The sequence below is a fragment of the Stenotrophomonas maltophilia genome, assembly GCF_047497515.2.
In the GTDB taxonomy this organism is placed as follows: Bacteria; Pseudomonadota; Gammaproteobacteria; order Xanthomonadales; family Xanthomonadaceae; genus Stenotrophomonas.
Genome location: NZ_JAXAXL020000011.1, coordinates 121,542 through 143,261 on the forward strand (window position 1 = coordinate 121,542; position 21,720 = coordinate 143,261).

The window sequence follows — 21,720 nt, forward strand, 5'->3', positions numbered from 1 at the left end:
CCTAAGGGGAGCCAGGTCGCCGCATAGCGCGCAGGTGGCCATGCCCACGCAAATGGTTGCGATACGCCTCCACCGATGCAGACCATGCAGCCCTTGCCACTTCGGGTCCGACAGCAACGACATTGCCGCGGTTGTCGATCACCGCGAGCTGAGCGGGGCGCCCCTCATCGTCGGTGACGGTGATCCCTTCAAAGATCACCGCCCCGATGGTGGGCGGCCCGGCGAGCTTTTCAGCTGCGCCCATGGCGACCTCCTATCGCGCGCTGTTGCTGCGACCGTTCGGCCAAGCCAAGTTTGAACTGCACCACGTTGCCGGCGACTTCCGGCACTGAGGCCGGGCGCGCGCTGCGCGTGGGGCGGTTCAGCCTGCGCCATGCAGCGATGGCCGCATCGGGTTCCGCGTGCTTGCTGGTCGACCTGCAGGCGCACTCGACCAGGTGGCCGCCGCCGGCAGCGGCACAGCGTTTGTCGTGGATGTGGCGCGCGCGGTGGCCGGCGGCGCAGTTCGGCAACCCTTCCGGGTGGCTGATATGTTCCTGGGTCATGGCTTGTTGCACTCCTCGATGTGGGCTTCGAGCTGTTCGATCAGGTAGGCGGCTTCGTTGGCCCTGCGGCGGCGCTCGTGCGTGCTGACCGGAGCGGGCCCGGCGTCCCGGATCCACTTCAGCGGCTCAAGGAACCAGCTCGGGTCGACAGGCAGCAGCTTGCGCGGGTCGGGCTTGTTGTCGGGTGGGAAGCAATCCGGCCCTGCCCAGTCCTCGCTCATCCCGCAGCGCGTGCACACGCGACGCTGGAAGTCGTGGACCTTCTCGGGCTGGATTACGCGCGGTGTCTCGAACAGGGCGCGGACAACGAGCCCACGCTGGTGAGCGGCGTAGACGTGCCCTGCGTCGGCCTGGACCCAGCAACCCGGGCCCACGTCCTTCTTGTTTCGATACTCCCAGCGGACGGGCTGCGCGGTGTAGAGCGCGGTCATCAGGGTGTCGGCCCACGCGCGCACCTGGTTGGCGGCAACGGGCCCGTCGGCGGGATCCACGCGCCGCATGGCAGCGACGACCGCAGCGACAGGCGACGATGCCTTGGTGGCCTCGACAGTGGTGGCCGGGGAAATGGGCAGTGGTGCGGTCATGGAATTGCTCCCAAGGCTAGTCCTTGTTGGTGGCCAGAATCCTGGGCTGCGGGCGAGAGCCACAGGCACTCCGTCCGGGTCGCACCACCTCTGCCCGCACTGATGCGTGCGGTGGTCTCTACCCGCCGCCAACCCGCCAAGGTGTCGTCGTAAAGCTCGGTTCTGTATCCACTGAGAACAACCATTCCCCGCAGCGCGAGCAGGACAGCCAGCAACTCCTGGTGATCCGCGAAGGCCATTTCGTGCTTGTAGTACCCAGCCTTTCCGGTCTGCATCACCCTGGTGCTGTGCACATAGGGCGGGTCGACGTAATGGAGCGTCTGCGATGTGTCGTGCTGGCGCATGACCTCGATCGCCGGCCGGTTCTCGATAAGGACGCCGCTGAAGCGCTCCGCGATCGCGGCCAAGCCATCGGGGAACTTCAGCCAGAGATGCTGCGCGGTGCCATAGGCACGTTGCGAGTCGATGCGGAACCCGGTCTTCCCCTTCGTCGCGCCAGCAGAACCAAAGCCCATCTGCGCACGCACTACCAAGCGACGGGCGCGCTCGACCAGATCTGTCGTAGGCTCCCACGCCTGGTCGAACTCGGCGCGGGCATAGGGCGTTAGCCGACAGGCTTCGATCAGTGATTCGCGCTGCGCGATGTTCTGCAGGACCCGGAAGAAGTTGACCACATCCCCGTCCAGGTCGTTGTAGACCTCGGCATAGCTGCGGGCCTTGGTGAGTAGCACTCCTGCGGCACCTCCGAAGGGCTCCACGTAGGTTCGGTGCGCTGGCAGGTGCTGGTGAACCCACCCGGAGATCCGGAACTTCGCGCCGTGATATCGGAATGCTGGAGCGGTAATCATGCGAACAGGTCCAGTTGAGCCGCCAGTGCCGGTGCGCGCGGCGGTGCCGGCAGTTGGGCGGTGGCGCGCATGCGCGCGCGCTGTGCAGCGTTGAAGGCGAACCAGAAGCCGTGGCCATGCCGGCGTGCTCGGCATTCCGAGAGGAACACGCGCGCGGTGTGCTTGGCCTGATTGAAGCCGGTCACGCGGCTGCCGCCATGCTGTTGGGCACGCGGTCCAGATTGGCCTCGGCCAAGGCGCGCAGCGGCGGCGGGCTGACGCTGTTGCCGACCATGCGCACGGCGGCGCTGGTGCTGAGCGGCGTGCCGTTGGCGGTGCGATCGATGATGTAGTTGGCCGGGAACCCCTGAGCGCGGTACAGCTCATGCGGCTTGAGCATGCGCAGGCCGATATCCACGATCACGTGCGGCACGCCCTGGATATGGACGGTGACGAGCGCCAGGCGGTCGCGGGTGGTGACGGTATCGACGGGATCCAGTAGCGAGGGAACGTTGGCGCCGGTCCCGTAGTACTTCACCAAGAACGCGGCGACGCGGAGCGCACCGGCCTCCTGATCGGGCGACAGCTGGGCCAGTTCGGCCTCGGCCAGGGCGTGCCCGCCGTTGCCGCTCGCGGTGACGGTGCCGACGGGTGCTCGCGCATCCTTGCTGCCGTTGCCCCAGCGCTGGACGCCTCCTGGCTTACCTTCGCCGTGTGCTGCCTGAACCATGAAGGCGCTGGAGACGGCATGGTGCTCGGCCTGGGCGGCCACCGTGGTGAGTGGCGTGCGTGCGTCGGCTCCGACCATGTTCCGCCGCAGGGTCACCAGCGAGGCAGCTGCTACGCCGAGGGCGTGCGCGGCGCCGGCCGGACGCGCGGCGCCAGCACCAGAGGTGATCGTGGGCACAGGCTCGGTGGCAGGGGTTCCGATGCTGTCGCCTCGGAACTTGACCAGGTGCGGGGCCACCAGCGCGGTATCTGCCTTGGTGGTCATTGTGTAGAGCGGTTCGCCGCCGGAGCGCGGCTCGGACTGGCCGGCCCGACCGCCGACGCCGGCCAGAATCGGAGTCACCACAGAGAAGTGGCCACCCTTCACCCCAGCGCAGACCGTGGGCAGCGGCTCTTCGGCCGCCATCGTTCGCTGGCGGCTGGCATTGGCGTGCTCAGTGAGGAACGGTGCCAACTCCGGCGCTGCCAGCATCAGCTCGCCGCGGTTGGCGGCGGTGATGGTGCGCATGGGATCACGCACGTCGTGGACGCGGTCGCCGCCCTGGTGCGTGACCGGCACGATGAATGGATCGGCCGACTCGATGACGTGGCGCATGACGCCCTTGGCGATGCGGCGCATGGTGGCATCGGCCAGCGGTCGGGCGCGGGTGAAGATGGACGGGCAGGGGATGGAGAAGTCCAAGCAGTCGGCAGCGGTTACGCGCGGCTGCTGGCCTGGTGCGGGGCCGTGGCTTGGCTCTGGCCACACGATTGCCTCGCCGTCGCGGCGGCCGAGCAGGAACAGGCGTTCGCGGCTGGTGCCCGCGCCGTAATCACTGGCCACCAGCTTGCGCCATTCGACGGCATAGCCCAGCGCACGTAGCGCGGCCACGAACTGCTGCCAGGTGCGGCCGCTGTGGCGCTTGTCCGGCACCAGCTGCTGGTTCTCGACCGGAACGCGCTCGCCGCGCGCTGCAACGGTGCCATCCATCTTGATGACGCGGCCGGTGGTCTTGCAGCGCTTCGCCACCAGTGGGCCCCAGGTCAGGATCTGCCAGACGTTCTCCATGGAGATGATGCGCGGCGCGGTGTTGGTTCCGTGCAGCCGATCAGCACGCAGCAGCTGGCCAACCCACTTCAGCACCACCCACGACAATGCGCGGGTCTTGCGGCTGCGCGGCTGGCCGCCCTTGGCCTGGCTGAAATGCGTGCAGTCGGGTGAGGCATGGAACCAGCCGATGGGGCGGCCGGCCACGTCCATGCGCGGGTCGGCGTGCCAGATATCCTCGCGGTGATGCTGGGTGAGCGGGTGGTTCGCGGCGTGCATCCCGATGGCCAGCTCGTCGTGGTTGTAGGCCAGGGCGGGATCGATGCCCAGGGCCTGCTTGAGCCCTTCCGATGCGCCGCCACCGCCGGCGAACAGATCCACAACGATCTCGCCGGGGCGCAGTCGGGAGCGCTGCGGCATGGGGAAGTTGAAAGCGCGGGAGCCGTCAGCCATTGGAATCTTCCTCGTCATCGTCCTGGTCGCCTTCGTCGGCGTCCATGCAGGTGGAGCAGGTGTGTTCGCCGCGGTGCCATTGGCCGCATTCGTTCCAGCAGAAGCCGTTGCCGCAGGTTTTGCAGACACCGGCATCGCTGAGGTCGAGCGGGTCATGGCAGACGCAGCACAGGCCGATAGGCATGCCCTTACCCATTGCGCACCTCCGGTTCGGTGTTGGTCGCCTTCATCGCCAGCCCCGCAGAAACTCGCCGAAGGTCACGCCACCGTCGTAGCGCAGGAACTGCTGGTAGCGCTGCTGGGATCTGGTCAGTTTCGGCGGCGCCGGAGTCTGCTCCTGCACCGCTGCGCGGCCGGCAGCGGTGACCGTGAACAGGTCGTCGCCACCGGTGATCGCGTTCCCCGCGCGCTGCACCATGAACCCACGCTCGACCAGCGCCATGCAGTGCCGGTGGTCGGCTCCTCCCTCTCCGGTGACGAAGTGGTTGCGATAGCTGCGCTCCAGGCCGCCGTCGCCGACGCCCAGGGCGTGGCGAAGGATCTGCAGCTCGGCGTCCGGCAGCACTTTGGTTGTCACCAGGTCAGCCATTGCCCACCGCCTGGCTGTCGGTCAGGGCCTTCTCGGCTTCATCGATCGCATAGTCGAGATCGTCCATGCACTTCACTCCGCGCGTTTCCACGACGCGGTCACGCATGTACTTGGAGGCAGCCACCAACTCACGGAGCTTCAGCGTCACGTTGAGCGAGCGCGCAGCATCGTGCCTGGCGGCCTGCCAGAACGGCTCGGCCCAATGCCCAGCCGGCGGTGGGGTGTGGCCCTGCGCGGCAACCATCAGCGTGCCGGTGATCACGTCGGCCACGCGGGCGCGGATACCTACCGGGTCGGCATCGAGCGAGTAGGGCAGCTCCACGGCCTGCGCGGGCGGGGCTGGCATCGAACGGGCAATCACCCGCATTGCGCTCCGTGCGAAAGCTGGGATCTGTCCGTGATGTTCAGCCAGCGTCAGAAGCTCGTTGCGCCAATCAGTAGGCTCAACGCCGCGCCTGCTCCAATCGGCCACCGGCTCCCCCACCGGCTGGCGGGCGGCGAGGGCGGCTTCTAGTTCTGCGGCAACCTTACGTAATACCTCGGACTTCGTTTCAAGGTATTGGACGGTAGCCGTCATATCTCCGATGCTGTCGGCTTCACGCGCATTCTCGTCGTGCTTGTCAGCACATGCGCGCCAGCTTGCCGATAGCGTCGCCAGCGCATCCTGACCACCCGGGGAGGGCTGGGCGGAGAGGTGCTGGGCCAGCGTGCATGCGAAGTCAGCGGCCAGCTCGGTCAAGATGTAGTCGCCGAAGTCATGGCGGCGCAGTTGCGTGGCGAAGACGTTGGCGACGTAGCGGCGTGCACCTTCGCTGGTGCTGAGTGCCCGATCCCCCAGCCTCACCCTCCCACCGGGCTGCGCGTCCGCCAGGGTCTTGTTGTCGTTGCTCATGCCTGCATGTCCTTGCTGTTGGTGGAGCGCGCGCTGTGCGCGGCGAGTTGTTCCCAGCGTTCGGCTTCGCTCACGTAGTACTCGTGTCGCTCCTGGCGGACGGTGGCGGTGAACTGCACGTCGGTCAGTGCGCGCTCGGCAGCGGCGCGGTTGCCTCTGCCATGCGTGCTGGGTCGTGATCGAAGATGTCGAGCTGGTTACGCACGCTGGACTCCTGTGAAGGGTTGCCGGCGAGTGGAAGTCCGGCCGGCGCGGAGCCCGGTCACCCGGGCGGGCGGTTGCTCAGTGGGTGTCGTCAGCGGACAGCGGCGCGCGCTGCCGTTCGGCTGTGCGTTGCTGCATCTCGGCCTTGAAGGCTGGCCAAGTGGTCTGGAGGTCTTCCCAGCAGCGCCATGCGAAGAACACGGCGCCGATGGCGCAGGCGAGGGCGACCTGGTCGACGTTGTTGCGCAGGGCCCAAGCGAGCAGTGCGAGCAGCAGGCCGACCACGACGGCGCAGAAGAAGGGAAGGACCAGGTGGCGCATCAGCTGTCTCCGTGCTGCTTGAGGGCGTGCGCGATTGCCTCGCAGTCGTCGCACACGTGGTGGTTTTCGGTGTCGCACTCGCAGCGGTGCGCTGCGGGTGGCTGGGGCGGCGTGATAGGCGGGATGCCGACGGCCATGGCGGCGAAGAAGTCGGGGTCGGTCACGGCTGCACCCCCGTGAAGCTGAAATTGCAGGCGCGCTGACAGTTGCCGTTCCTGGCTACCCAACGCAGCGAGGCGATTTCTTCCTCATGCGGCGCCAAGGCGTTTTTGATGGTCTGAAACGAGGGCAGGTTGAAGTCCTGGAAGGCGGACAGCTTCTCGGCCAACCAGATGGCGCGGTAGTGGGTCGGCAGGCCACGCTGCACGCACGCCCCGGTGACCACGTGCGTGACCTGCCAGTCGCCCAGCTCGGCATTGGAGCGGTCGCCCATCATGGTCGACTCGTCATCGCTGATGACGTGGTGGCAGAAGAACGGGCCGACCACAAAGCCGGTGAACTTGCTGGGCGGCGAGGCGTCGGCGCGCTGCAGGTCTTCGCCGCGCGGCAGGGTAAAAGTCTGCATTGCGGCCGGGACGCTGGGGAAGGCGGTCGCTGCGGCACCGCCTTCGATCTTGCGGACTTCCTCGACAAGGAAGATCCAACCGTCGCCGTCCGGCGGGGTGCGGTACGGCCCTGAGTCCATGCAGACCAGCAGCGAATTGCGACCGAAGGTGTCGGCGACAACTCCGGTCTGCCCTACGGCGAGGTTCGGCTGGTCGTATTCGGATGCCGTGACCTGCACTCGATCACCGCACTTGAAGCGGTTCATGCAACACCGTCCTGAGCGCTTGCGCCCTCGGTGGAGGCAATGAACGCCCGCAGCTTCTTCTGGCTCGCGGGTGGCAGTGCGATGTAGGTGCGACCGGCAATGACGTGGTGCTGGCCGGCGGTCTCCATGAAGGTCGGCGCGGAGTCGGTGGACACATACACGGCCATGGCTGTCGCGCCCTTCGTCCGCCGCCAGCCGGACACGCTCCAGCCGGCCGGATCCTTCATCACGCGCAAGCGCATGCCACAGCCAGGTACTTCGATGACGGGGAGGCTTGGGGCGGCGGCGCTCATGCAGCACCTGCCTGTGCGCGCGCTGCACGACGGGCGGCTGCGACAGCGCCTGCAGCGCTCTTGCCCTGCCGCAGCACGGCATTGGCGGCGATGCTGGCGGCTGCGACGACCTGGTAGGGGAGGAGGCCCCATCGGCGCCCGGCGCGAGCGACGATGCCCGCGGCTGCAGCGGCGCGCTGAGCGCTGGAGTGGTGTGCGATGACGGCGCTCATGCTGCGGCCTGCTGCTGCGCTGCGCGCAGCCGCTTGGCAGCGTCGAGCAGCGTCTGCGCATGCTGTTCGGCTTCTTGGGCGGTCAGGTGCAGGCGGGCGGCGCCCATGTCTGCGATGACGCGTTCGCTGACGGCGTCAGCGGTGACTTTCAGTTCTGCCGATCGGCAGCCCAGGGAAAGGGTGGCCATGCGTGATCTCCTGCGCCCGGTCCCGGGATGGGGTTGTGTGGGCGGCTTGGAGACAAAGCTACAGGATTCTGTAGATTTCAGTCAACAGGATTCTGTAGAAATCTGTGCGTCGGCGCTTTAGGCGCTGCAGAACGAAAAAGGCCCCGTCGTCGCGGGGCCTTTTGGTCACTGTCTTGCGCTGCCTGTCGCTAGATATCCTCGCCCCGGCGCATCAGTGCAGCGCCAACGATCCGGCCGGCTACGTGCAAAGTGTCAATCTCATCTGCTGGCAGAACGGCGTTCTGGTACTTGGGATTCGTGCTGACGATATGCAGGCCGTTAGGCAGCATCTGCAGGCGCTTGACCATGGTGTAGCCGTTGAGGTTGATCAAGTACACCCCGTCGCCGTCGAAGAAGCCGCGCGCCGTGTCGACCATGACCACGTCGCCGTTCTTCACGTCAGGGTGCATGGAGTCCCCGCGAACGGTAATCAGTTGCACGCGCCCCTCGTCGGGAATGAACCCGATCTGGCTACGCACCTGCCATTCCGCGATATCGACCTCTCGCAGCACTGCCGGATAGTCCTGATTCACCACGCCCACACCCCCGGCAGCCTGCGCATCCATCATGCGGAAGCGAACATAGCCGGCGGGAATCTCAGGCGCCGCGACGTACTCGGCCTGGGGCTCTGCTATTCCGTGTTGCGTGCCCTTGCCGGTTTCTAGCCACGTCAGGGAAACGCCCAGGGCGGATGCAATCACGCGGAGCTTTGTGCTCGTCTGCATTCCGCCCCGTTCCAGCTCGGAAATGGTGCTGTAGCCAATGCCGGTCGCCTCGGCCAGCTCGGACCTGCTCATGCCGGCATCCGCCCGGGCCTTCTTTACTCGATCGCCAATGGTTTCCATCCCCGAATGCTCACAGAAGTCTGTAACAGAATGCTGTTGATTGAGACTACAGAATCCTGTAAGTTCCTTATCCATGGACTGGAAATCCCACATCGAAGTGCTGTTGAGCGCCGGCGCAACTATTGAACAGTTGGCTTCCGGGATGGGTGTCACTCCCAACGCAGTTCGCGAGATCCGGGCGGGGCGAACCCGATCCCCACGTGCAGACGCGGCTTTCAAGCTGGCTGACATGAAGCCCGATCAGTTTGGGGGATCTCCCCTCAATCAAGTGACTGCCCTGATCGACACCCGCATGAGCAAGCGCGCGCTGCGCGCGCGGCTCGGCCTGGGAAATGACGCGCACCTGGCCAAGGTGCTGGGAGTGCCTGCGGGGCAGGTAGCCAGCTGGCCGGAAGAGGATGCATTGCCGGCGTTGCCGCAGATCGCCGAGCTGCTCGGTCATCAGCAGGCCGCACCCATCACCCGCTGCGAGCCGGAAGACCCGGACGCCGAACGAATCATTTCCGTCGATGCGGCCTGAACGGCCGCGCGATGCAGTGCGCTTCACCAACCCCTCCAAATAGCTTCCATACGGATATGTACGCAGACCCTTCAAACCTTCGTGACAACCCGATCAAGGTCCGGTTCAACGACACGGAAAAGGCCTTGATCGATGCGGCAGCGAACTTCAATGGGCGCCAGCCCGCGGTGTTCGTTCGTGACCTGGTGCTGGCCGGCTTGGCCGCGTTGGAACAGCGTAGCCCCGACAGTGATGTGGCCTGAAGGACCCAACGAGTCCCTGGGGAGGGTCCATGGAAATTCAGCTGTCGCGCGACCAGCGAAAGCAGCTTGACCGATACGCAGCCTCGCGGGGAATCACTCCCGAGGAGGCTGCAACCGAGCTGGCACGCGGCGAACTTGAGCGCCGCTACCGGCTCCCGCGAAGCAACGGCGAAGTGGTCCCTTTTCGGGGACTGAAACGGCCCGAAGACCCTACGAGGTAGTACCGATGAGCAGCACGCTCGCGCGCTCCACCGATCCCAACAGCAGCCACGCCGCCGCGGCAGACCTTGTCGCCTGCGGTGCGCTGCGCGTCCAGCATGCCAAGACCGAGGCCGCGGTGATTCGCCATCCGGGACACAGCAGTCTGCACCTGTCGACGCTGACTGGCCTTGACCGCCATATGCTGGGCCGTCGTCTGCCAGAGCTGGCCCGGGAGGGTCGCATCTGGCGCGGCCCGTCAGCTCCTTGTGCCACTACCGGCAAGCCGGCCTGCACCTGGTGGCCGGTGGCGGCGGGTTCCAACTTCAACTTGGCAGTCTGAAGAAATGATCCAGATGACAGCATCGGCGCTAGGATCTGCCGTACCTCAATGCTCGAAGGAGCGAGACCTTGGCCGACCCAACCATTCTGAAAGCGCTGCAGACCGTTGCGAGCGCAGGGGGCATGTTCCTCTTCAGCATCGAGGCACCGTTCGGTGCGAGAGAGGCATTCGCTACCGCCGAACAAGCCGCGGCGATAGCCGCCGGGGAGTTGCATACATCCGCTCTGCTGGGCCTGACGCCTTCCGAGTACTACGACTGGATCGAGTGGGGAGGCCGTGTGCAATGCAGCGCCCACACTGGGGCCGGGAAACGCTGCCGGAACACTGTGACCGGAACGGCGGACGAGGTGCCCGCTCGGTGGAAGTCGCTGTACGACAAGCAGCCCTACTGTCGAGTTCACGGCGGGGAGTAGTTTGCCCTGAGCTGAACACCTGGGGTGCCCTGTGAGCGCCCGGGTAACGGGCCTGGTGTTCTCCAGGTATCCGGGGAGTGGTGGAGAGCTGCTGCTTGCGTTGGCATTGGCCGACCACGCGCATGATGATGGAACGCACATCTTTCCATCGATCGCCAGGCTGGCGCACAAGACCCGTCAGTCTGAGCGTTCCGTGCAGTACCAGCTGCGGCGCATGGAACAGGCCGGATGGTTGCTGCTGGTCAACTCTGGCCGCGGTGGCCGCCGAAGGGGTTTCGACGAAGGCGGAGTTACCCGCGAGTATCGGATTAATCCGGCTTGGTTGAAGGGTGCAGAATTTGCACCCTTTGATGAGTCGCCCGTGGAACATCTCGGGGTTTCGATTCAAGGTCAATCCGTCGTCCAAAAGGGTGCAGATTCTGCACCCTTTGCGGAAACCTCGAAGGGTGCAAAAAGCCCTCATGAAGGGTGCAAAAGAGCGTCGAAAAGGGTGCAAAAAGTACCCTCGAAGGGTGCAACAGCTATTGCACCCGAACCAAGAGCAACCAAAAGCAACCAAGAGCAACCCTCACACCGCGAGTGTGAGCGCGGGGCCGATCCGCTGGCGCTGGGCGCCGATCAGGTTGATCGCGATCTGGCCGGTTTCGGTGTGGTGCCCACGGGCATCGATCGCCAGTTGCTGGCCCGGTTCGTCCGGCACCGCGCCGCAATCCGCCGCGTGCTGTCGGTCCAGGGTTGGCTGCAGGTGCGCCAGCAGCTGCTGGACCTGATCGCCGCCGGCCACGACCCCAACGAATCCCTGAAGCAGACGATGGCCGCCGGCCTGTCGCTGCCCGTGATCCCTGTCGCCCAGCCATCCGCAGGAGCAACCCATGCAAGCCCTCAACACGGTTCTGCCGACCGCACCGAGCAGCTCGAACAGCAGTTCTACGCCCAACGCCGAGGCGGTGGCCACGGTGGCGGCGCTGGGTTCGAGCCAGGCGATGTCGTCGACGCCGAGTTTGCCGTCGTCGGCTGAGCCGCTGAGCGAGTCGCAGTCGGCCTACCTGTGGGAGTTCTGGAAGCAGATGACCGCGATGTTCCCAGGCAAGTGGGAGAGAGAGAACGGCGCGGCGCCGTTCAAGAAGGACGGTAGCCTGACCATCGCGGCGGGAACGTGGTTTCAGGTGCTGAAGGGCCGCAGCCGGGCACAGCACGCGCGCGGCATGGCCTGTTGTCTGACTGAGGGCCGCGAGTGGCCGCCGAATCCGCCGCGGTTCCTGACGATGTGCCTGGATATTCCAGTAATGGCGACGGTGGAGCGCGAGATGGTGCCCGGCCGGCCGCAGAGCGGGTTCACGGTGCTGGTGCGCTCGCTGCTGGACCTGCACATCTACGCCTCGGCCGACCATGGATCGCAGCAGCGACGGATGTTGGAGGAGGCCTACACGCGCGCTGTCCAGTACGTGGTCGATGGGAAGCCGCTGCCGCAGCCGGTGCTGGCGATCGCGCAGGAAAAGCACGGCGTGCGTGCGGTGCGGGATCGTGAATCTGCTCGTGCCGCCATGACGCGCGCCGCAGCTGACCTCGGGTTCGGTGAGAGCTGATGCGGTCGAACGCACCGCCGCCGACGAAGGAAGAGGGCGCCCGGATAGAACTGGCCAAGACCGGCCCGTGTATGGCCTGCCTCGCGTTGCTGGAGCAGCGACTGCTTGAGGCGGAGCTGGTGGTCTATGGCTGCGACTACAACCACGCCAAGAGCGGGAACCTGCGGCGCGGTCACATGTTCGGCTTCGCCCTCTGCAAATGGCACCACATGCGGCATCCGATGGAAGGGAACACCTTCGCGACGATGCGCCAGATCTACGGCCCGAGCTTGATGGATGGCTCGCGGACCTTCCACGAGACCTACGGCTCAGACGACGAGCTGATTGCAAACCAGACCTACATCAACGAACTGAGGGCGGCATGAACAAATCGAAGAACCTGGCGCCGAGACTGAACCCTCAAGCCGCGCCACGCGAGCGCCGAATGGATCACAACACCGTCTCCCGGCCCAAGCGCGCGAAGCCCGGAATCACCTTCCGCGGCCCGGTCGAGACGGTGGACGAGTTCAAAGCACGCGGCGGGAAGGTGCAGTACCTGACGGCCAGCTGGGAGCAGGCAGCATGACTCCGGACCAGATGCGGGAGCGCTACATGGAAGCCGCGGCCATTGTGAACTGGCGGCCCATTGCAGGGGCGCCGCAGGACGGCACCAGGCTGATGCTGTGGGACTCGGTGAGCAAGCGGCCGGTGTTCGGCAGCTGGCGCGGTGACAACTCTGCGATCACGCACTATGCGGCCGAGCCGGCCGGCCCGGAGGTGGCCTGATGGACGCCATTGAAAAGCAGACGACTGCAATGAAGCCGTGCCCGTTCTGCGGAGGTTCCCCGAGCCTTGAAACGTTCATGGAAGAGCACGTCATCTTTGGTGATGTGCCTTGGTTGCGCGTCCATTGCCAATGCCGCGTCATGGAGCACCAGCTGGTAGGTCATCAAGAAGTAGACCTCGTGATGGCGTGGAACCGGCGAGTTCCGGTGGCACCGCCAGCCGGCTATGCACTGGTGCCGCTGCAGATCACCGCTGAAATGGCTGTGGCGTTCGCCGAGTCGTGGTTCAGCAGGCCGCGACCGATCGACGACTGCGATTTGCAGGATGCATGGGAGGCCGCGCTCGCCGTGCGGCCGGAGATGCCGTAATGGACAGCCAGGCACTGACCCATGGCGACCTGGTGAAGATCGCGGGCCGCTGGCTGCGGAACACCGCTGGATGCTCGGTGGTGCTTGAAGAGCTGTGTGCCGCCACTGGCAATGGCGAGAACCCGGACGCCATCGGCTGGTACACGGGCCGCACGATGCTGGTCGAGTGCAAGGTCAGCCGCTCCGACTTCCTGGCCGACCGTAAGAAGCGCTTCCGCGCCAACCCTGAGCGCGGCCTTGGCCTCTACCGCTACTTCATGGCACCAAAGGGCCTGATCAAGGTAGACGAGCTACCCGCGCGCTGGGGTCTGCTGGAGGTCAACGGCGGCCGGGTTTTCGTGGCAGCCGGCAAGCGCCCGAAGACGTGGGGCGGCCTTGACGATCCATGGGCGTTCACCGAGCGGTATGCCCAAGGCGAGACGCAGATGCTGCTGTCGGCCATGCAGCGGATCAAGGTCAGGATCGGCGCCAGCGATTTCCATTCGATGCTGCACGAGCGGCTGATGCGTCCGGTCGTAGCGCCGCTCAGGGGAAGCCAGACGGCTGCGGCTTGGGCGACTGCTGTCGCCACGGAGCCGCCCGCGTGACCTGTACATACCGGATGCAGCGAGAGGCCCTCAAAAGGCCCGCACTGCATGACCACGAGGCGCGATCGCGCGCTGCACGAGCAAAACACCAAGGGGAAGGCGCATGGAAATGATCAACGCACGCGAGCTGCTGTCCAGTCGGACCGGACCACGGTCCATGAGTTTTGATGGGTCCACGAGCGGCCCGACCACCCAAGAGATCGTTGCCGCGTTGGCATATGTCCCGCATGGGCTGGGCCATGAGCTGCTGCAGGCGTTGTGGTGGCCCGAGAGCGGTCAGCGCCGCCGCGAGCAGTTGCGCCAGGCAGTTGTTGGGCTGGTGGCTCCCGAGTTCACCCGTCAGATGCACGCCCTTGCTGACGCCCGGACCGAGTTCGGGATCGCCAAGGCCAGCATGGGCTGGGGTGGTTGCACGGTGACGGATGTGCAGCGGCGGGAAGTGCGCCGTGCCGAGCAAGCGCTGGAGGATGCACGGGCCGCGGCGTGGCCGAACAACACGATGGAGCAGCTGGGGGTACTGGCTGGAGCGGTAATCGCAGAGATGGTCGGTGCATGCGAGTGCTCTCGATGCGGCGGGAAGAAGGTCCTGCTGAATCCTGTGGTTGCCGGAGTCGTGAACTGCGACAACTGCGGCGGTGCTGGCTTCGAGCCGCTGAGCGGTCGTAAGCGTGCAGGCGCCATCGGTGCGGACTGGTCCGCCTACAGCCGGTTCTGGCGCGCGGTCTACGAATGGATGCTGGCCAACTTCCGCATGGCTGAGGCGCGCGCTGTGAGGCAGTTCAAAAGGGCGCTGACGAACGTCGCTTAGCGATGACTTCCTAGGTCATCGAAAAAGGCGGCAATCTTGCCACCATCCAATCGCAAGCCCCGGCCAAGCCGGGGCTTTTTCTTTGCCCGGAGACGCAATGGCGCAGATCACTCCCCAACAGGCTGGCGGCGTGAACGTCGTGGCCTTCCTCGACATGCTGGCCTGGTCCGAAGGCACGGACAACGGCAAGCAGGCCACCAAGGACCGCGGCTATGACGTGATCGTTGGCGGGCAGTTGTTCAAGAGCTACGCCGACCATCCGCGTGTGCTGGTAGATCTGCCGAAGCTGAAGATCCAGTCCACGGCAGCCGGGCGCTACCAGCTGCTGCGCCGCTACTACGACGCCTACAAGAAGACGCTGGGCCTGAAGGACTTCTCGCCGCTGAGCCAGGACTTGATCGCGCTGCAGCAGATCCGGGAGCGTCGCGCGCTGCAGCTGATCCAGGCGGGCAAGATCTCGGAGGCCATCAAGGCGGTCAGCAACATATGGGCGAGCCTGCCTGGCGCTGGCTACGGCCAGCACGAACACAAGCTTGCCGATCTGTTGGCTGTGTACCGCAAGGCTGGCGGGACGGTGGCGCCATGATCGGGGTCGACGTGGACTGGCAGGCCATTGGCACGGCCGTTGGAGGCCTGATGGTCGGCGCCGGCGGCGTGGCGCTGTGGTGGCGCAAGCAGTTCGTAGAGACAGCCAGGGAGGGGGCCGAGGTCAACGTGATCCAGCTGATGCGCGAGGAAGTGACCCGGCTGGGCGAACGGGTTGGCCGGATGGAGGCCAGAGAGCTGCGGCTCATACGTCACATCTACCGGCTTGAAGGGCTGATGCGCGCGGCTGGCCTTGAGCCGCCTCCGTTCGACCCTGACAGCGACACAATCAGAGCAGGAGGTTCGGAATGAACGACAAGTGGAATCCGCGACTGTGGATGCAAAAAAGATTGAGAACGCCGCGTTCCTTTTCCACCAGGCCCGCCACGCCGTCGACCACCGGGTCGAAAGGTCTCGGCGCTGAGCGCAGCGCCGAGCGGGCTTCCTTCCTGCCGCTTCTCGCGGACAGGCACAAGTTGAAGTGAATCAGCCTTGGGCGAGGTACTGCCTGATGCGCTGCTCCACCGCGAGAACCGTCGCCCGATCCCCATTGGGCGTTGCGGCTTTGAGCGCATCTAGCACTTCCTGCTCAAGATTCGGAATGGATGACTTGGCCTGCTTGAGCAGCACGAAGGTAATTGCTTCAAGAGCGCTTACGCCAACCAGAATGCTATTGCGGAACTCAATGTCCATATCGCCCTCCTTGGGCTGTGTCGGTAGCACGCACAGCGTACCTCAGGGAGGGCGATCCATTCATGTAGGTGCCCAATGCTGGACCCACTACGCCCATACGCCGACCTTCTTAAGGTGCTGGCGGTCTTGGCGCTGGCCGGTGGCTTGTTCGTGACGGGCTGCCAGCACGGCAGCGACCGCCGGGCTGCCAAGGACCAGGACGCCATCACCAAGGCTGACAAGGCGCGCGCTGTCGCTGAGGCAGATGCTGCCGAGAACCTGCGCGCTGCAAATAACTGCGGCCAGCTGCTGCAGGACGTGAATCGCCAGACGCAGGCGTCGATCGATATCGCTGCCAGGCAGAGGGCGGCTGCAGACGAGGCGTCGCGCCGGGCGGAAGCCGCGGCGGCTGAGAGCCAGCGCCGAGCCGCCACCGCCGAGAAGGCGCTACAGGGGGCCAAGAGCAAGCCGGCATGCCGGTCCCAACTGGAGATGGCCTTATGCGCCGACATACCGCTGCTTTGATGTTGGTCGCGGCGGTGCCGCTCTGTGGATTCGGAAGCTGCAGCAGGGGCCAGAAGCCGGACATGCCGAGGGTCGTTTACGTCACGGTGGAAAAGCCGGTGGTGCCGCCGGCGGCGTTGACTGAGCAGTGCCCAATCAGCCGGCCACAAGACCGAACGGTCGAGCAAGTGGTGTCCGCCTACAACGCCAACGTCCTGAGCCTGCAGCAGTGCAACAAGCAGCTGGGCGAGATCCGGCAACTGGGTGCTGGTCAGGTGAAGCAATGAACCGCCGGGTGCTTGCCCTTGGTCGGCTGAAGACCGGCGAGATGAACAAGACCGAGGCTGCGTATGCCGAGCGGCTGCGCGCGCTGCAGGCGGCAGGCGGGGTCCAGTGGCACCGGTTCGAGGGCATGAAGCTGCGCCTGGCCGACAACACGTTCTACACCCCGGACTTTGCGGTAATGGCCGCCGACGGAGTCATGGAGTGCCACGAGGTGAAGGGCCACTGGCAGGACGATGCACGGGCCAAGATCAAGATCGCAGCGGCCATGTATCCATTCCGCTTCATTGCGGTGAAGGTCAAGCGCAAGCGCGACGGCGGCGGCTGGGAAGTGGAGGAGTTCTGATGGTTTCGACAGTGCACGCAAGGGTGCGCATGCGGTGGTGGCTTCGCTGCTACCTCGCCGCAGTGATGTGGTTCGCGCGGGCTACGGGAATGGAGCCGGACTGGGACCGGGTGGAACGGTGGATACGCCGTGGCCTGGTGGTTCGCGGCGCAGGGGCAGACCAGTGAGTGTGGCCCGCGGCCGCAGGACCCGGCAGAACGGTGGCAGCGCGTTCGCCCATCTGTACGGAACGGCACGCTGGCAACGCACGCGCAAGACGCAGCTGGAGCGTGAGCCGCTGTGCAGTAAGTGCAAGGCGAGAGGCCACGTCACAGTCGCCACGGTGTGCAACCACACCAACGGTCACCCTGCCGGAGAGACGGAGGAGATGTTCTGGAGCGGCCCCTTCGACAGCCAGTGTGCCAACTGCCACAACGTCGACCAGGCGCGACTGGAGCGTGGTGCGGTGCAGGTCCGAGGGTGCGACGAGGAAGGGTGGCCGGTCGGCTGAACGGTTCCACGGCAGCGCGTTCCACGACCAGCAGGGTAGGGGGGGTGAATTGTTTGGGTCGATCGCGACCTAGACCGACCTAGGCCCTTTCTTCGCGCATCCACAGTTGGAAAGACGACCCCCCGACCGGGGCAAAAAATGGCAAATCCAAGGACACCAGCCGCAAAAGCAGCAGTTTCTGGCGCAGCGGCCAAGAACCCAAAACGGCACAAGGACCGCAAGGCGCCGAAAAAGGCCAAGGCCGTCGGACCTCCCTACAAGGGGATGACGAAACCGCAGATCGCGGTATGGCGTGAGCAGGTCGAAAACATGCCGTGGCTGCATGCTGGCCACCGGCTGTTGTTGCGCCAGGTCTGCATCCTGGCAGCCCGGATGGAGACCGACGCCGAGATGGGGGTTTCGGCCCTTCAAGCGCTTGGCTCTCTGCTTTCCAAGCTCGGCGCAACGCCGGTAGACGAGACAAAAGTGAATCATGGCGGCGAAGAGGACGAAGACCCCGACGAAAAGCTCTTCTGATCGCACTGCGGCCTATGCGCTGGCGGTGGTAGCAGGTGAGATCGTGGCCGGCCCCCATGTGCGGAATGCATGCCGCCGGCACTTGAAGGACCTACAAGACGGTCACGAGCGCGGCCTCTACTTCGACCAAGCGGCGGCGCAAAGGGTTTTTGAGTACTTCGAGACGATCCTGAAGCTCTCCGAGGGCCAGTTCGAGGGCCGTTCCTTTGAGCTGCACCCCTCACAGGCATTCATTCTCGGATCGCTGTTTGGCTGGAAGAAAGCAGACGGCAACCGGCGATTCCGTCGCGCCTACATCGAGATGGGTAAGGGCAACGGAAAGTCGCCCATGGCCGGCGGCATCGGCTTGTATGGGATGACCTCCGACGGGGAGGCTGGCGCGCAGATCTACGCCGCCGCCGCGAAAAAGGAACAGGCCGGCATCCTGTTCGCTGACGCGGTGAAGATGGTCAAGGCATCAAAGGCGCTGATGAAGCGTCTGGAATTCTCCGGCGGCGAGGGGCGCGAGTACAACATCGCCCACCACAAGAGCGGCAGCTTCTTCCGGCCGGTCTCGCGGGACACCGGGCGAACAGGTTCCGGTCCTCGCCCGTACTTCGTGCTTGCCGACGAAGTCCACGAGCTGCCCGACCGGCGCGCCATCGAGATGCTGGAGCGCGGTTTCAAGTTCCGGCGGCAGCCATTGCTGTTCATGATCACCAACTCGGGCAGCGACCGAAACAGTGTTGCCTGGGAGGAGCACGAGCACGCGGTGAAGGTGGCGGCCGGGCATACCGAGGCGGTCAATGATCCGACCTTCGTCGGCGAGCCGCTGGACGATCGCACTTTCAGTTACGTGTGCGCGCTCGATGATGGCGATGACCCGCTGGAAGATCCGACGTGCTGGGCCAAAGCGAACCCGTTGCTCGGTATCACGATCACCGAGGAGACGCTGGGGGACATCGTTCACCAGGCCAAGGCGATTCCCGGCCAGTTGAACGGCGTGCTGCGCCTGCACTTCTGCGTCTGGACCGATGCCGAAACTGCATGGATGACCCGCGCAACGCTGGAGCCGGCATTGGCAGACTTTGAAATTGCCGAACATCAAGGAAAACCGGTGTTCGGCGGGCTCGACCTCTCGCAGGTGCGCGACCTGACCGCCGCGGCGTTCGTTGTCCAAACCGGGAGCTTGCCGGTGGCCATCATGGTGGAGGGCGAGCAGCGCGTGGTCGAGAAGCCAACGTTTGATGCCTGGATTGAGGCATGGACGCCTGGTGACACGGTGGCCGCGCGCGAGTTGAAGGACAAGCTGCCCTACCGGACGTGGATCGAGGCCGGCCACCTGCACGCGCCGAAGGGCAAGACGATCAGCTTCCGGCATGTGGCTCAGACGCTGGCTGACTACGACCAGGGCTACTCCATTCAGCTGATGGCCTATGACCGGTATGTGTTCCGCCGGTTCGAGGACGATGCCAAACAGATTGGCCTTTCGCTGACGTTCGCCGAGCACCCGCAGGGCGGCACCAGGAAGGGCAAGCCGCTAGAGGCCGCCGCCGAGGCCGCCAAAGCAGCAGGGCAGCCGGTGCCAGAGGGAATGTGGATGCCCGGCTCGCTCAACCTGTTGGAAGAGGCCCTCTTGGAGGGCCGGATCCGACTGAAGAAGAACCCGGTCCTCGTTTCAGCGCTCATGTCGGCGGTGATCGAAACCGACAAATGGGATAACCGCTGGCTCTCCAAAGAGCGGTCCATCAACAAGATCGATCCGGCCGTCGCACTGTGCATGGCTATCGGTGCAGCGCACGCGAGCTTTGTCCGCTCAGCTTCTGTGTACGAGAAGCGCGGGATCCGATTTCTATAGGAAAAACCATGTCCAGGTTCAACGAAGAAGACCTTAAGTCGCTGGACCGGCTCTGGAATCCGCCGCCGGCGGCGCCACCCAGCGCACGCGCTGAGGCCGGCCAGTTCACGGGAATGAATGATCCGGCACTGCTGGAGTTCATTCGATCACAGGGCGGCCACGGCGGCGGTGGCTACCAGCTGCGCAATATGGCGGTACTCCGCTGCCTGTCCCTGATCTGCGGAACCATCGGCATGCTGCCCCTGAACCTGGTTGAGTCAGGCGGGAAGAAGCGGATAGCGAAGGAGCATCCCGCGCACCGCCTGCTCAAGGTCAAGCCGAACCCGTGGCAGACACCACTGGAGTTCAAGCGCCAGATGGAGCTGGCCCGGCAGCGGCACGGGGATGCCTACGCGCGGATCGTGTGGTCCGCCGGCCGGCCGATCCACCTGATCCCGCTGGATTCCCCGGCGGTGCGGGCTGAGCTTGGCGACGACTGGCGCATGCTCTATCGGTTCAACAGCAAGAAGCGTGGAGAGGTCATTCTCAAGCAGGAGGAAGTACTGCACATCCGCGACCTATCCGTGGACGGTGTGACGAGCCTGTCCAGGATGAAGCTGGCAGATCGGGCTATCCGCCTGGCGCTGGATGCGGAACAGGCGGCCAGCCGCATCTTTGAGACCGGCAATATGGCTGGCGGTGCCATCGAGGTGCCAAATGCGCTCAGCGATGTGGCCTACGAGCGTATGCGTACGTCTCTGGATACCGAGTATGCCGGCGCCGCCGCGGCGCAGCGTTGGATGCTGCTGGAGGAGAATGCCAAGGCCAACAAGTTCGGCAGCACCGCCCAAGAGGCCCAGCATGTCGAGAACCGCAGCGCACAGGTGGAGGAGGTGGCCAGGCTCTACGGTGTTCCCCGCCCGCTGCTGTTCCTGAGTGATACCAGCTGGGGCACCGGCATCGAGCAGCTGGGCATCTTCTTCCTGCAGTACACGATGCTGGAGCACTTCACCAACTGGGAGCAGGCGGTTGCGCGATCGCTGATCGACGAGCGGGATCTGGAGCGCTATCAGCCCAAGTTCAACGTGCGGGCGCTGATGCGCGGCACGCTCAAGGACCAGGCGGACTTCTTCAAGGCCGCTCTCGGCTCCGGCGGCACGGCGCCGTTCCACACGCAGAACGAGATCCGCGACCTGCTGGACTATCCGGAATCGGATCAGCCAGGGGCCAACGACCTGATCAACCCCATGACACAGAAGGGAAAGAGCAATGAGCCTCCGGCAGCTGCCTGAAATCCGTGCTGAGCGACGGCTCGGCGCAGCCCAGTTCGACATGCGCCCCGACGCGCTCGAACGCTGGGAACCCGAGGTTCGCGCCGCCGGCAACGACGCGAACAGCATCTCGATCTATGACTCCATCGGCGAGAACTGGGAGGGAACCGGCGTCACCGCCAAGCGGATCAGCGCCGCCCTTCGCGCCATCGGCGACAAAGACGTGGTGGTGAACGTCAACTCGCCCGGCGGTGACTTCTTCGAAGGTGTCGCCATCTACAACCTGCTGCGCGAGCACCCGGGTCGGGTGACTGTCCAGGTCATGGGCCTGGCCGCGTCGGCGGCGTCGGTGATCGCGATGGCCGGGGACGAGATCCTGATGGGCGACGGATCGTTCCTGATGATCCACAACGCCTGGGCGGTGGCCATCGGCAATCGGCACGATATGGCCGACGCGGCAAGGCTGCTGGAGCCCTTCGACACGGCCATGGCCAAGGTATACGCGGCCCGCTCGGGCGTCACCGAGGCCGAAGCTGCCCGGATGATGGATGAAGAGACCTGGATCGGCGCCGCCCAAGCGGTAGAGGAGGGCTTCGCTGAAGGCCTGCTGGACGGAGCAGCCGCCACCAAGGATGCCAAGCAGGCATCGGGTGGGCGCAAGGCTCTGGCCCTGGTCGAAGCGGCGATGGCCAAGGCTGGCCACTCCCGATCCATGCGACGCGACACCTTGAAATCGCTGTTCAACGGCAAGCCGAGCGCTGCCGAATCCGCTACGCCGAGCGCTGGCGGCAACGAAACCTCGGCCCTGTTGCAGGGCCTTCTCGACAACATCAAAGCCTAAGAGGCCAA

General features: G+C 65.2%; 40 protein-coding genes. 22 read left to right on the plus strand and 18 right to left on the minus strand.

What is annotated here, in order from left to right:
- Position 1: 1 nt before the first annotated feature.
- The 17 genes from ACMZPQ_RS15440 to ACMZPQ_RS15520 form a co-directional block, all read right to left on the minus strand.
- The gene (locus ACMZPQ_RS15440; RefSeq protein ID WP_414486189.1) at positions 2-244 is read right to left on the minus strand and encodes a hypothetical protein; all 243 of its coding nucleotides are present in this window, start codon (positions 242-244) and stop codon (positions 2-4) included.
- Positions 231-545 carry a hypothetical protein gene (locus ACMZPQ_RS15445; protein ID WP_414486190.1) on the minus strand — a complete coding sequence of 105 codons (315 nt, stop codon included), beginning with the start codon at positions 543-545 and terminating at the stop codon, positions 231-233. The genes ACMZPQ_RS15440 and ACMZPQ_RS15445 overlap by 14 nt, the downstream gene beginning before the upstream one ends.
- Positions 542-1,129 carry a hypothetical protein gene (locus tag ACMZPQ_RS15450; RefSeq protein WP_414486191.1) on the minus strand — a complete coding sequence of 196 codons (588 nt, stop codon included), beginning with the start codon at positions 1,127-1,129 and terminating at the stop codon, positions 542-544. The genes ACMZPQ_RS15445 and ACMZPQ_RS15450 overlap by 4 nt, the downstream gene beginning before the upstream one ends.
- Positions 1,126-1,977, minus strand: coding sequence for a DNA adenine methylase (locus ACMZPQ_RS15455; RefSeq protein WP_414486192.1), 852 nt, complete (start codon positions 1,975-1,977; stop codon positions 1,126-1,128). The genes ACMZPQ_RS15450 and ACMZPQ_RS15455 overlap by 4 nt, the downstream gene beginning before the upstream one ends.
- Complete coding sequence (locus tag ACMZPQ_RS15460; protein ID WP_414486193.1) at positions 1,974-2,162, minus strand: hypothetical protein; 189 nt, start codon at positions 2,160-2,162, stop codon at positions 1,974-1,976. The genes ACMZPQ_RS15455 and ACMZPQ_RS15460 overlap by 4 nt, the downstream gene beginning before the upstream one ends.
- A complete protein-coding gene (locus tag ACMZPQ_RS15465) occupies positions 2,159-4,165 on the minus strand; it encodes a DNA cytosine methyltransferase (protein WP_414486194.1) in 2,007 nt (668 codons plus the stop codon). Before ACMZPQ_RS15465 ends, ACMZPQ_RS15460 begins: the two co-directional genes overlap by 4 nt.
- A complete protein-coding gene (locus ACMZPQ_RS15470; RefSeq protein WP_414486196.1) occupies positions 4,158-4,361 on the minus strand; it encodes a hypothetical protein in 204 nt (67 codons plus the stop codon). The genes ACMZPQ_RS15465 and ACMZPQ_RS15470 overlap by 8 nt, the downstream gene beginning before the upstream one ends.
- A 30-nt stretch (positions 4,362-4,391) precedes the next feature.
- The gene (locus tag ACMZPQ_RS15475; protein ID WP_414486197.1) at positions 4,392-4,754 is read right to left on the minus strand and encodes a hypothetical protein; all 363 of its coding nucleotides are present in this window, start codon (positions 4,752-4,754) and stop codon (positions 4,392-4,394) included.
- Entirely contained in the window at positions 4,747-5,646 is a 900-nt protein-coding gene (locus tag ACMZPQ_RS15480; RefSeq protein WP_414486198.1) for a hypothetical protein, read from the minus strand. The genes ACMZPQ_RS15475 and ACMZPQ_RS15480 overlap by 8 nt, the downstream gene beginning before the upstream one ends.
- The gene (locus ACMZPQ_RS15485; RefSeq protein ID WP_414486199.1) at positions 5,643-5,765 is read right to left on the minus strand and encodes a hypothetical protein; all 123 of its coding nucleotides are present in this window, start codon (positions 5,763-5,765) and stop codon (positions 5,643-5,645) included. Before ACMZPQ_RS15485 ends, ACMZPQ_RS15480 begins: the two co-directional genes overlap by 4 nt.
- A gap of 163 nt (positions 5,766-5,928) precedes the next feature.
- Positions 5,929-6,171 (minus strand): hypothetical protein, encoded by a 243-nt coding sequence (locus ACMZPQ_RS15490; RefSeq protein WP_414486200.1) that lies wholly within the window; start codon positions 6,169-6,171, stop codon positions 5,929-5,931.
- Complete coding sequence (locus ACMZPQ_RS15495; RefSeq protein WP_414486201.1) at positions 6,171-6,335, minus strand: hypothetical protein; 165 nt, start codon at positions 6,333-6,335, stop codon at positions 6,171-6,173. The genes ACMZPQ_RS15490 and ACMZPQ_RS15495 overlap by 1 nt, the downstream gene beginning before the upstream one ends.
- Positions 6,332-6,982, minus strand: coding sequence for a hypothetical protein (locus tag ACMZPQ_RS15500; protein ID WP_414486202.1), 651 nt, complete (start codon positions 6,980-6,982; stop codon positions 6,332-6,334). The genes ACMZPQ_RS15495 and ACMZPQ_RS15500 overlap by 4 nt, the downstream gene beginning before the upstream one ends.
- Positions 6,979-7,275 (minus strand): hypothetical protein, encoded by a 297-nt coding sequence (locus ACMZPQ_RS15505; protein WP_232281418.1) that lies wholly within the window; start codon positions 7,273-7,275, stop codon positions 6,979-6,981. Before ACMZPQ_RS15505 ends, ACMZPQ_RS15500 begins: the two co-directional genes overlap by 4 nt.
- Positions 7,272-7,487, minus strand: coding sequence for a hypothetical protein (locus ACMZPQ_RS15510; RefSeq protein ID WP_414486203.1), 216 nt, complete (start codon positions 7,485-7,487; stop codon positions 7,272-7,274). Before ACMZPQ_RS15510 ends, ACMZPQ_RS15505 begins: the two co-directional genes overlap by 4 nt.
- Entirely contained in the window at positions 7,484-7,675 is a 192-nt protein-coding gene (locus ACMZPQ_RS15515) for a hypothetical protein (RefSeq protein WP_414486204.1), read from the minus strand. The genes ACMZPQ_RS15510 and ACMZPQ_RS15515 overlap by 4 nt, the downstream gene beginning before the upstream one ends.
- Before the next feature lie 188 nt (positions 7,676-7,863).
- Positions 7,864-8,634 (minus strand): XRE family transcriptional regulator, encoded by a 771-nt coding sequence (locus ACMZPQ_RS15520; protein ID WP_414486205.1) that lies wholly within the window; start codon positions 8,632-8,634, stop codon positions 7,864-7,866.
- Between ACMZPQ_RS15520 and ACMZPQ_RS15525 the strand changes: the two genes are divergently transcribed.
- From ACMZPQ_RS15525 to ACMZPQ_RS15590, 14 genes are all read left to right on the plus strand, one after another.
- A complete protein-coding gene (locus ACMZPQ_RS15525) occupies positions 8,633-9,079 on the plus strand; it encodes a helix-turn-helix domain-containing protein (RefSeq protein WP_414486206.1) in 447 nt (148 codons plus the stop codon). The two genes, ACMZPQ_RS15520 and ACMZPQ_RS15525, sit on opposite strands and share 2 nt — an antisense overlap.
- 468 nt (positions 9,080-9,547) lie before the next feature.
- Positions 9,548-9,862, plus strand: a complete 315-nt coding sequence (locus tag ACMZPQ_RS15530) for a winged helix-turn-helix domain-containing protein (RefSeq protein WP_414486207.1) — start codon at positions 9,548-9,550, stop codon at positions 9,860-9,862.
- 68 nt (positions 9,863-9,930) lie between these two features.
- Positions 9,931-10,275, plus strand: a complete 345-nt coding sequence (locus ACMZPQ_RS15535; RefSeq protein ID WP_414486208.1) for a hypothetical protein — start codon at positions 9,931-9,933, stop codon at positions 10,273-10,275.
- 31 nt (positions 10,276-10,306) lie between these two features.
- The gene (locus tag ACMZPQ_RS15540) at positions 10,307-11,293 is read left to right on the plus strand and encodes a helix-turn-helix domain-containing protein (protein WP_414486209.1); all 987 of its coding nucleotides are present in this window, start codon (positions 10,307-10,309) and stop codon (positions 11,291-11,293) included.
- Positions 11,259-11,861, plus strand: a complete 603-nt coding sequence (locus tag ACMZPQ_RS15545) for a hypothetical protein (protein WP_414486210.1) — start codon at positions 11,259-11,261, stop codon at positions 11,859-11,861. Before ACMZPQ_RS15540 ends, ACMZPQ_RS15545 begins: the two co-directional genes overlap by 35 nt.
- Positions 11,861-12,226: a Ref family recombination enhancement nuclease gene (locus ACMZPQ_RS15550; RefSeq protein WP_414486211.1), complete on the plus strand. Its 366-nt coding sequence runs from the start codon at positions 11,861-11,863 to the stop codon at positions 12,224-12,226. The genes ACMZPQ_RS15545 and ACMZPQ_RS15550 overlap by 1 nt, the downstream gene beginning before the upstream one ends.
- The gene (locus ACMZPQ_RS15555; RefSeq protein ID WP_414486212.1) at positions 12,223-12,426 is read left to right on the plus strand and encodes a hypothetical protein; all 204 of its coding nucleotides are present in this window, start codon (positions 12,223-12,225) and stop codon (positions 12,424-12,426) included. Before ACMZPQ_RS15550 ends, ACMZPQ_RS15555 begins: the two co-directional genes overlap by 4 nt.
- A complete protein-coding gene (locus ACMZPQ_RS15560) occupies positions 12,423-12,626 on the plus strand; it encodes a hypothetical protein (protein ID WP_414486213.1) in 204 nt (67 codons plus the stop codon). The genes ACMZPQ_RS15555 and ACMZPQ_RS15560 overlap by 4 nt, the downstream gene beginning before the upstream one ends.
- Positions 12,626-12,994 (plus strand): Lar family restriction alleviation protein, encoded by a 369-nt coding sequence (locus ACMZPQ_RS15565; protein WP_414486214.1) that lies wholly within the window; start codon positions 12,626-12,628, stop codon positions 12,992-12,994. The genes ACMZPQ_RS15560 and ACMZPQ_RS15565 overlap by 1 nt, the downstream gene beginning before the upstream one ends.
- Complete coding sequence (locus ACMZPQ_RS15570; protein ID WP_414486215.1) at positions 12,994-13,581, plus strand: hypothetical protein; 588 nt, start codon at positions 12,994-12,996, stop codon at positions 13,579-13,581. Before ACMZPQ_RS15565 ends, ACMZPQ_RS15570 begins: the two co-directional genes overlap by 1 nt.
- Before the next feature lie 103 nt (positions 13,582-13,684).
- On the plus strand, positions 13,685-14,389 hold the full coding sequence (locus tag ACMZPQ_RS15575; RefSeq protein WP_414486216.1) for a hypothetical protein: 705 nt from the start codon (positions 13,685-13,687) through the stop codon (positions 14,387-14,389).
- Positions 14,390-14,486: 97 nt separating this feature from the next.
- On the plus strand, positions 14,487-14,975 hold the full coding sequence (locus tag ACMZPQ_RS15580) for a glycoside hydrolase family 24 protein (RefSeq protein WP_414486217.1): 489 nt from the start codon (positions 14,487-14,489) through the stop codon (positions 14,973-14,975).
- A complete protein-coding gene (locus tag ACMZPQ_RS15585) occupies positions 14,972-15,286 on the plus strand; it encodes a hypothetical protein (RefSeq protein WP_032129818.1) in 315 nt (104 codons plus the stop codon). Before ACMZPQ_RS15580 ends, ACMZPQ_RS15585 begins: the two co-directional genes overlap by 4 nt.
- The gene (locus tag ACMZPQ_RS15590; RefSeq protein WP_414486218.1) at positions 15,283-15,459 is read left to right on the plus strand and encodes a hypothetical protein; all 177 of its coding nucleotides are present in this window, start codon (positions 15,283-15,285) and stop codon (positions 15,457-15,459) included. The genes ACMZPQ_RS15585 and ACMZPQ_RS15590 overlap by 4 nt, the downstream gene beginning before the upstream one ends.
- A 1-nt stretch (position 15,460) precedes the next feature.
- Here ACMZPQ_RS15590 and ACMZPQ_RS15595 read toward each other — a convergent pair whose 3' ends face one another.
- The gene (locus ACMZPQ_RS15595) at positions 15,461-15,667 is read right to left on the minus strand and encodes a hypothetical protein (protein ID WP_414486219.1); all 207 of its coding nucleotides are present in this window, start codon (positions 15,665-15,667) and stop codon (positions 15,461-15,463) included.
- 75 nt (positions 15,668-15,742) lie between these two features.
- Between ACMZPQ_RS15595 and ACMZPQ_RS15600 the strand changes: the two genes are divergently transcribed.
- The 8 genes from ACMZPQ_RS15600 to ACMZPQ_RS15635 all read left to right on the plus strand — a co-directional run bounded on the left by ACMZPQ_RS15600 (position 15,743) and on the right by ACMZPQ_RS15635 (position 21,712).
- Positions 15,743-16,171, plus strand: coding sequence for a hypothetical protein (locus tag ACMZPQ_RS15600; RefSeq protein WP_414486220.1), 429 nt, complete (start codon positions 15,743-15,745; stop codon positions 16,169-16,171).
- Complete coding sequence (gene lysC / locus ACMZPQ_RS15605) at positions 16,147-16,437, plus strand: Rz1-like lysis system protein LysC (protein ID WP_414486221.1); 291 nt, start codon at positions 16,147-16,149, stop codon at positions 16,435-16,437. Before ACMZPQ_RS15600 ends, lysC begins: the two co-directional genes overlap by 25 nt.
- Positions 16,434-16,778, plus strand: a complete 345-nt coding sequence (locus ACMZPQ_RS15610) for a DUF1064 domain-containing protein (RefSeq protein ID WP_414486222.1) — start codon at positions 16,434-16,436, stop codon at positions 16,776-16,778. Before lysC ends, ACMZPQ_RS15610 begins: the two co-directional genes overlap by 4 nt.
- A 163-nt stretch (positions 16,779-16,941) precedes the next feature.
- Positions 16,942-17,268: a hypothetical protein gene (locus tag ACMZPQ_RS15615; RefSeq protein WP_495495848.1), complete on the plus strand. Its 327-nt coding sequence runs from the start codon at positions 16,942-16,944 to the stop codon at positions 17,266-17,268.
- Between the two features lie 138 nt (positions 17,269-17,406).
- Positions 17,407-17,784 carry a hypothetical protein gene (locus ACMZPQ_RS15620; RefSeq protein ID WP_495495849.1) on the plus strand — a complete coding sequence of 126 codons (378 nt, stop codon included), beginning with the start codon at positions 17,407-17,409 and terminating at the stop codon, positions 17,782-17,784.
- Positions 17,741-19,621, plus strand: coding sequence for a terminase large subunit (locus ACMZPQ_RS15625; protein ID WP_414486152.1), 1,881 nt, complete (start codon positions 17,741-17,743; stop codon positions 19,619-19,621). Before ACMZPQ_RS15620 ends, ACMZPQ_RS15625 begins: the two co-directional genes overlap by 44 nt.
- Before the next feature lie 8 nt (positions 19,622-19,629).
- Positions 19,630-20,892: a phage portal protein gene (locus ACMZPQ_RS15630; protein ID WP_414486153.1), complete on the plus strand. Its 1,263-nt coding sequence runs from the start codon at positions 19,630-19,632 to the stop codon at positions 20,890-20,892.
- Positions 20,870-21,712 (plus strand): head maturation protease, ClpP-related, encoded by an 843-nt coding sequence (locus tag ACMZPQ_RS15635; protein WP_414486154.1) that lies wholly within the window; start codon positions 20,870-20,872, stop codon positions 21,710-21,712. Before ACMZPQ_RS15630 ends, ACMZPQ_RS15635 begins: the two co-directional genes overlap by 23 nt.
- Positions 21,713-21,720 lie beyond the last annotated feature (8 nt).